The 7,573-nt window shown below is 31.4% G+C and carries 9 protein-coding genes; 2 read left to right on the top strand and 7 right to left on the bottom strand.

The features are described 5' to 3' along the window. The first annotated feature begins 159 nt into the window (after positions 1–159). Both ACI9TV_RS15390 and ACI9TV_RS15385 read left to right on the top strand, forming a co-directional pair. Positions 160–522, top strand: coding sequence for a hypothetical protein (locus ACI9TV_RS15390; protein WP_415251705.1), 363 nt, complete (start codon positions 160–162; stop codon positions 520–522). Positions 523–526: 4 nt separating this feature from the next. After that, the gene (locus ACI9TV_RS15385) at positions 527–820 is read left to right on the top strand and encodes a hypothetical protein (RefSeq protein WP_415251704.1); all 294 of its coding nucleotides are present in this window, start codon (positions 527–529) and stop codon (positions 818–820) included. A gap of 143 nt (positions 821–963) precedes the next feature. Here the strand turns inward: ACI9TV_RS15385 and ACI9TV_RS15380 are convergent, their stop codons facing one another. The 7 genes from ACI9TV_RS15380 to ACI9TV_RS15350 all read right to left on the bottom strand — a co-directional run bounded on the left by ACI9TV_RS15380 (position 964) and on the right by ACI9TV_RS15350 (position 7,308). Next, on the bottom strand, positions 964–1,707 hold the full coding sequence (locus tag ACI9TV_RS15380) for a TIGR02757 family protein (protein WP_415251703.1): 744 nt from the start codon (positions 1,705–1,707) through the stop codon (positions 964–966). Between the two features lies 1 nt (position 1,708). After that, positions 1,709–2,977 (bottom strand): RNA polymerase factor sigma-54, encoded by a 1,269-nt coding sequence (locus ACI9TV_RS15375; protein WP_415251702.1) that lies wholly within the window; start codon positions 2,975–2,977, stop codon positions 1,709–1,711. Between the two features lie 11 nt (positions 2,978–2,988). Further along, entirely contained in the window at positions 2,989–3,711 is a 723-nt protein-coding gene (gene lptB, locus ACI9TV_RS15370; protein ID WP_415251701.1) for an LPS export ABC transporter ATP-binding protein, read from the bottom strand. Next, entirely contained in the window at positions 3,704–4,117 is a 414-nt protein-coding gene (gene tsaE, locus ACI9TV_RS15365; protein ID WP_415251700.1) for a tRNA (adenosine(37)-N6)-threonylcarbamoyltransferase complex ATPase subunit type 1 TsaE, read from the bottom strand. The genes lptB and tsaE overlap by 8 nt, the downstream gene beginning before the upstream one ends. Further along, positions 4,114–5,100 (bottom strand): anthranilate phosphoribosyltransferase, encoded by a 987-nt coding sequence (gene trpD, locus ACI9TV_RS15360; protein WP_415251699.1) that lies wholly within the window; start codon positions 5,098–5,100, stop codon positions 4,114–4,116. Before trpD ends, tsaE begins: the two co-directional genes overlap by 4 nt. After that, positions 5,100–5,345 carry an RNA-binding S4 domain-containing protein gene (locus ACI9TV_RS15355; RefSeq protein ID WP_415251698.1) on the bottom strand — a complete coding sequence of 82 codons (246 nt, stop codon included), beginning with the start codon at positions 5,343–5,345 and terminating at the stop codon, positions 5,100–5,102. The genes trpD and ACI9TV_RS15355 overlap by 1 nt, the downstream gene beginning before the upstream one ends. 121 nt (positions 5,346–5,466) lie before the next feature. Continuing rightward, entirely contained in the window at positions 5,467–7,308 is a 1,842-nt protein-coding gene (locus ACI9TV_RS15350) for a putative bifunctional diguanylate cyclase/phosphodiesterase (RefSeq protein ID WP_415251697.1), read from the bottom strand. Positions 7,309–7,573: the final 265 nt, after the last annotated feature.

Genomic DNA, 7,573 nt, shown 5'->3' with positions numbered 1-7,573 from the left:
TTTTTGTTCAGCAGTATAGGTTTGACCTTTTTTACGACTCATGTTATCTCCATTAATTTCATACTATTTTATCTATTTTAGAAATTAACTTTGCTGAATTCCTATCTTAGATATTCAGGCCATTATAGATATACTTCATAATAATTACAAGGATGATAAATGAAAGACAAAATATTGCTTTATTGGAATAAATCATCTTATCTGATACGTTCAGTTACGGTATATACATTGTTTTCAGTATTAGCTATTATAAGTAAATTGTTGGATGATAAGCTTGGTATGCTCAGCTCGATAGTAGCAATAGGTTTTTTAGTATCTATGCTCAGTGTTATTGCTTCAATTGTTTACTCCTTGGTTATGAGTATACATAGGAAAATTGTTTTTAAAGAAATTTTTCAAGCAATGTTCGCAGTCTTATTATTTTTATTTTTGATGGGTTTAATTGTACCTGTAAAAGAAGTTGTTGTGGAACAACATAAGATTCCGGATACAACAATAGATAATCTAAAAGGATTAGAATAATTTAATGTATAAGAAAAAAGTAAAAACTACTCATGTTTGTATAACATGTACTTCCTATGTTAATCCAGTAGTCAAAAAACAAGGTTTCTTCCTTATAGAAATCATTATTTGGATTCTTGCTTTATTTCTTATGCCATCAACTGCGGGTACTTCAATTTTTATTGCTGTATCTTATAGTGTTTTTAGGTTACTAAGTAAAAAGATTGTTTGTCCTAAGTGCAGATCTACTGATATTGTTATCAATGACACTCCTGCTGCACAAGAGATTATTCAAGAACGAAATGCACTAAGGAGATAAAGAAGATTAAGTGTATATTATCCTCTTGAGAATTAAAAATATTATTAATACTAAGTTTTGCTGAGTTTCACTAGAACTTTCTAGTGTTATCTAGGCCAAAGATATAATCGACTTTATTATCTGCACTTGGGAGTTCTACAGAGTTATAGTAATTTTTCCTGACCAAGCCTATAAAGAGCAAAATCATACTTCATTGGATCATTGACATCAAAGCTTTTTAAGGCTTCTGTCAGTTCTATGGCAGCTTGTAAATCATATGTCTTTCTTTCTAAAAGACCTAACTTTTTTGATACATTAAAAGTATGTGTATCAAGTGGGATTATTAAATCCTGTAGATATTCACTACTCCATAGACCCATATCTATATTGTCTTTTCTTACCATCCAGCGAAGAAACATCATCCAACGTTTTAATGCCCCTGCACCTTTAGTTTTTGTTGTCACTTTGCCAATTAAAAAACTATACCCTTTGGAATTATAAGAATCTTGTTCTAAAATGCAAGAGATAACTGAATTTAGACCATCAATAATATTCTTTTTATTCTTATATCCATCATGAAATATTTTTTCTAAAGTAGTTTTTTTATTGAGTCTTTTTAAAGCAACAAATAATGCGATAACATCATCAGATTTTTGAAACCTATAATAATGATTTTCTAAGGCATTTTTAATTTCTTCATCGTTTTTTTGAAGTAAACTAAAATCTAGAGAATCTAAAAATTTTACAATTTGCTTTACATTTCCATAAGAAAAAAGTGCACAGATAAGTGATATAGTTGGATTATTATAGCGTTTAGCAACAAGAATGGGGTCTAAATTATCTTCAGATACTTCACCAATTCTATTTCGTTTTTCTACCTCAGCATCTAATCGTTTTTTTATATCCATGTTATCTTAATTGATAGAGTTTTTTTCTCTCACTAGAACCTGCAATATTTAACTGTTTTCTATACTTAGTGATTGTTCGTCGAACCATTTTCACTTTAAACTTCTCTTGGATTAAATCTAAAAGTTTCATATCGCTCAAAGGTTTTTCACGGCTTTCTCCTTTTACCACACCCACTAAAAACTCTTTTATAGCTGCATTAGAAACGTCCTCATCAATGGCCGTCGTAAAGAATTCTTTCATAGCGAGTACACCTCTATCACAAGCAATATATTTGTTTGCAATTGCACGTGAAATAGTAGATGGATTATGTCCAAACTCATCGGCTAAAGTCTTCAATGTTAAAGGCATAATCGCCCCACCTGTGAAAAACTCATACTGATACTCAACTATCATAAGTCCAACCTTGTAAAGTGTTGCTTTACGCATATCAAGTGCATCTACCAGTGATTTAGCTTCTTTTATTTTAGCAGATATAAAATCATGTTCCACAGCATAATTCGTATCTATTTTTATAGTTGGATAATATGCATCATTTAACTTTACTTCTATCGATTCATCTTCATTAAAAAATATCATCAAATCAGGTACCACTTGTGATGACTCTTCTTGGTACTCAATCCCAGGTGGATTTTTAAATGTACTTAAGACTTTCATCACTTCACTAAAACCATCTCGTGAAGAAAAAGAATGAATCTCCTGCATATGATTAATAACTTCACATGCGAGATCATACCCAGAATCACTAATCTCTGCCGAGTCAAGTTGAAAAATAAAAGATTCAGCTAAATCATATGCGCCTATTCCTACAGGTTCAACATGTGCAAACCGTAAACGAACTTTTTCAAAATGTTCAAGTGTAATCTCATACTTCTCACAGAATGCTTCACTATTACCCTCATAGTAACCACCTTCATCAAGATTACATACTACGTAATCAGCTATTTTTTGTGAAATTGGTGTTGGAAATAAGGGTGCGCCCATTTGTTCGTCTAAGACGTCATGTAAAGAACGATACGCAATTGTAAGGGCTTCGATTTGCTCTGTTCTTGAGTTACTTACATTTCCAGATATTATTTTTTTTGGAATCTTTTTTTCAAAGTCTTCCTCGTAGCCAGATTCAACTTCAATGACCGGATTTGACTCAACAAATGGAGCCATTGCTTCGCCTAAGTCACTCAGACTTGAATGAAGTATAGGAAGCCAATTTCTGAGAGTATTTGAAAGTTTATGCTTATTTTCTAGACTCTGGTTTTGTCTTAATCCTGCCATAGTTATCTAGCCTAAAGCTTGAAGTTCTCCCCTAAGTAGTGCGTACGAACATCCGCATTTTGACCAATCTCTTCACTTGTTCCACTTGCAAGTAAAGAACCTGCTTTAATAACATAAGCTCTATCACAAACATCTAATGTCTCACGTACATTATGATCCGTAATTAACACTCCTATATCATAAGAAACTAATTGGTGTATGACCTTTTGGATATCCATAACAGCAATTGGATCAACTCCAGCAAATGGTTCATCTAAAAGTAAAAATTTCGGCTCATTTACAAGTGCTCGTGCTATCTCAACACGACGTCGCTCACCACCACTCAAACTAATCCCTTTACGATAACGAATTGGTTCAATGTTAAACATATCTAGTAACTCAAGTATTCTAGCTTCTTGCGCCGCTTTACCTTTAATCCCGACTTGAGCGGCCACCATAAGATTATCTTCAACACTTAAATCTTTAAAAATAGAAGCTTCCTGAGGAAGGTAACCTATTCCTTTTAAAGCACGCTCGTGTAAAGGCATACTAGAGAGGTTTTCTCCGTCAAAGAACACTTCTCCAGCACTTGCTTCAACAAGTCCACAAATCATGTAAAACGTAGTTGTCTTCCCTGCCCCATTTGGTCCAAGTAAACCAACAACTTCACCACTATTTACTTCAAGGCTCATCTCTTTTACAATTTCTAAGTCTTTGATTCTTTTTTGTAAGCCTTTAGCTTCTAGTTTATGCATAATTAACCCTATATTCTCGTTTATCTTGTGCGATTTTTTTTATATCTATTGTTATATTTTTTATTTCCGCTGAGTCTAAAATCTTTTTTAGCTCATTATCGCCCCACTCTACAAAATGAAGACCCTCTTTATCTAACTCTTCTAGCATTCCCAGTGAAATAAAATGCTCTAATCCATGATTATACATATCGTAGTGAAAAATATTTTCTCCATAGCATTGCTGTAAGGAAAAAGTTGGCGAGGTAACTATGTCAGTCACACCAAGCTTTTTTACCATCTCTTTAACAAATGTTGTTTTTCCAGAAGCTAAGTCACCTCTTAATATTATGATACCTGATTCAAAATTATCATGTATATTGCTAAGTAATACATCTATCTCACTTAGTCCTAATTCATACCTTTTCATAATTTATTTGATATCTCTATAATCTGTTTAAGTTTCTTTTTTCCACGATTATGTACAATTGCTTCTCTGGCCATTTCTAAACCATCTTGAATATCACGAGCATGACCATCAACCATTAAAGCACATGCAGTATTTATCAAAACTATATCTCTTTGTGCATCAGTAGCTTTGGAGTTAAATATATTATATAAAATTTGTGCATTTTCTTTTGCATCTCCACCAACAATAGCTTTTAGTGGCATTCTCTTTATTCCATACTCTTGAGGATCTATAATAAACTCACGTAATTTCCCCTCACGAAGTTGAGCAGCATATGTTACATCAGAAATAGAGATTTCATCCATTCCTTCTGCCGAACTCACAACCATAGCAGAAGTAGCACCATTTATTTTTAAAGCTTCCCCCATTTTAGGAACAAAAGCTTTGTCAAAAACACCTAGAAGTAATTTTTTCACACCTGCAGGGTTTGTTAATGGACCAAGGATATTAAAAATAGTTTTATCAGGGATAGTTTTTCTCACAGGCATAATAAACTGCATTGCAGGATGATGATTCTGTGCGAACATAAAAGTAAACCCTGACTCTTCTAACAATCTTGCAGTACTATCTATACTTAAGTCAAGTTTCACACCAAGTTGCTCAAACATATCAGCACTTCCAGATTTTGAAGTAACAGAACGGCTTCCATGCTTTGCAACAGTACTTCCACAAGCAGCAGATAAAAGTGCTACAGTTGAAGATATGTTAAAACTTCCTATCTTATCTCCACCTGTTCCAACTACATCTAAAGCATTCGAGGAGAGTTCTTTGGAGATGGATAAAGGAAGTGCAAAACTTCTCATAACTTCTGCAGCAGCAGCAATTGACTCAACTGAGGTATATTTATCTAGTGTCATACTAAGTAAAAATTCTCGCATTTCACTTTCATTCAGTTCATGCTTAAAAAGTGATGTAAATGCTACTTTTGCTTCATCATAATTCATCATAGTTCCTTGATGTAGTCAGCTTGTAAGCTTTTGGGAGTTGATTTAGTAGTTGGGATTTGTAAAACCTCATAGTTTTTTGAACTTTCAAGGTAATTAATAGTAATCACACTACCAACTTCAACATTTTTACTTGATTTAGCAATTACCCCATTAATTAGTACAACTTTATTACTAATCATATCTTGTGCAACTGATCTTCTTTTTGTTATGTTTACCGAATTTAAAAACTTATCTATTCTCATGCTTTTACTTTTAAAACTTTTTATTGAATTTTTTATTGAATTTTTTATTTATTGTAGGGTATTAAAACTGAAAGTAATGTAATATTTTAGATAAAATTTAAATGTTGGAACAATTTTTGCATTAACTAGTGCAAAAGTTCTCAAATTCCATTTTAGTTATTGGTTTTGAATAGAAATAACCTTGAAATACATCACAGTCAAGATTGTTTAAAAATTGTTCTTGATAATCTTCTTCTACACCCTCAGCAACTATAGTTAAATCTAAATTTTTAGAAATGTCTATAATTGTTTTAACTACTGCTGCCTGTTTAGCATCTGATATTTGAGCTATAAATGATTGATCAATTTTTAGTTCCGCTAAAGGCAAATCTCTTAAATAACTAAGTGAAGAGTAACCAGTTCCAAAATCATCCATTGAAAATGAAATATTATACTTTTTTAGTTCATTCATTATTTCAATAAGACTATTAACATCATCAGTAGTACTTGTTTCTGTTATTTCAAATACTACTTTAATATTAGATTTTTCATCTATATATTTATTAAACAGCCTATCAACGACATTTATAAAGTCTTGATGTAAAAGCTGTCTCATACTTATATTTATAGACATTTTCTGTAGTTTAATACCTCTATTACACCAATCTTCTATTGTTTTTAATGATTCTTCAAGTACATATTCTCCAATTTCTATAATAATTCCTGTCCTTTCAGCGATTTCTATAAAAATATCAGGTCCAATAACTCCAAGTTCTTTTGAGTTCCATCTTACTAGAACTTCACAACCAATCACCTTTTTGTCTCTGTCAACTTGAGGTTGGTATACTAAACTAAGTTCATCATTCTCAACAGCAAAATTGAGTAATCTTTCAATATTTAGTTTTTTATACACAATTTCTGAGAGCTCTTCATTAAAAATAATTATTCCATCTCTCCCATTGTTTTTAGCTTCATACATAGCCATATCTGCTTCTTTTAAAAACTGATTTGCTTCTACGTGTTTAGCATTTATAAAACTAATTCCGACACTAGCACTTATATATAAATGATTATTTCCAATAATATAGTTACTTTTAACTTTACCTAGTAATTCTTCAGCAAATATTTGTGCAGATTTTCTCGACTCTTCTTCATTAAGAAAAGCACTACTTAACACGCAAAACTCATCCCCACCAAGTCTAGCTACTGTATTATTATATTTATTTGACACTACTTGAAGTCTTTTTCCAACTTCTTGTAATAATTCATCACCTATATCATGACCTAATGTATCATTAATTGTTTTAAAGTAATCCAAATCAAGTAAAATTAAATAAGTATACTTGTCACTGTTTTGCTTTACAGAGCTTTCTAGTATCTCTAAAAAGTACCTTCGGTTTCCAAGGCTAGTTAAATGATCATGATACGCTTGATAACTACTTTTCACGATATAGTCATTAGTATTTTTTGCCGCATAAAGTAAAACCCCACATAACACTACAGAAAAAAATGCGAGTAAATAACTATATGTATCTCCAATAACCAAAAAATAAATAGTAATTGGCAACATAAGAGAAACAACGGTATAAATAAATAGTTTTTTTTGTGACGCCAGAATTGTAGCCGCAACAACTGTAGCTCCAAGTTGCGTTGCAATAGTGACATAATGCATCTCAATATTATCATGAGAGACATAATAAACAAACATAACTGTCCACAAAGAAGAGTAAACAAACATAAACCTTCTAACTTTATTAACCCAAATATCTTTTTCCTCTATCGTCATATTTACATCAAATTTTTGATAGAGCATATGACCATAATATGATATTATTAATACACAAAGCATCCACAACGATTCATATAGCATTGATGTATATAAGAAACCAATAAGCAAGTATCCTGGAGCTGTTGAGAGATTCAAAGCGTTTATAACAAGAATTTGCTTATGTATAAACTTGTAAAAACTAATATTTTCATTCATATTTCACTATCCATATAATTATAAGTATCGTATAAGGTTATATTAAAATACATTATAATGTAACTATAGTAAATATAAATTAAACCTGATTAATACTTTAGATATAGCTTTATAGTATAATTGCACATGTTAAAATTCACTACTCTTTCAATGCTTGATATAATCAATACTTTAGAAAATAAATTACAAACTCTTGATGCTAAAGAGATTTTAGAATTTCAAGTTATAAATCCTGACTTTGTAACATCTACCTACTCAGGTAATA

The organism is Sulfurimonas sp. (genome assembly GCF_047622445.1).
Taxonomy (GTDB): domain Bacteria; phylum Campylobacterota; class Campylobacteria; order Campylobacterales; family Sulfurimonadaceae; genus Sulfurimonas.
This window is presented reverse-complemented; position numbering and strand designations above follow the sequence as displayed.

Excerpts from the sequence above, each read along its gene's own strand:
- ACI9TV_RS15385 (WP_415251704.1), top strand. The coding sequence starts at position 527 with ATGTATAAGAAAAAAGTAAAAACTACTCATGTTTGTATAACATGTACT.
- ACI9TV_RS15350 (WP_415251697.1), bottom strand. The coding sequence starts at position 7,308 with ATGAATGAAAATATTAGTTTTTACAAGTTTATACATAAGCAAATTCTT.
- tsaE (WP_415251700.1), bottom strand. The coding sequence starts at position 4,117 with ATGAAAAGGTATGAATTAGGACTAAGTGAGATAGATGTATTACTTAGC.
- ACI9TV_RS15375 (WP_415251702.1), bottom strand. The coding sequence starts at position 2,977 with ATGGCAGGATTAAGACAAAACCAGAGTCTAGAAAATAAGCATAAACTT.
- ACI9TV_RS15380 (WP_415251703.1), bottom strand. The coding sequence starts at position 1,707 with ATGGATATAAAAAAACGATTAGATGCTGAGGTAGAAAAACGAAATAGA.
- lptB (WP_415251701.1), bottom strand. The coding sequence starts at position 3,711 with ATGCATAAACTAGAAGCTAAAGGCTTACAAAAAAGAATCAAAGACTTA.
- trpD (WP_415251699.1), bottom strand. The coding sequence starts at position 5,100 with ATGAATTATGATGAAGCAAAAGTAGCATTTACATCACTTTTTAAGCAT.
- ACI9TV_RS15390 (WP_415251705.1), top strand. The coding sequence starts at position 160 with ATGAAAGACAAAATATTGCTTTATTGGAATAAATCATCTTATCTGATA.
- ACI9TV_RS15355 (WP_415251698.1), bottom strand. The coding sequence starts at position 5,345 with ATGAGAATAGATAAGTTTTTAAATTCGGTAAACATAACAAAAAGAAGA.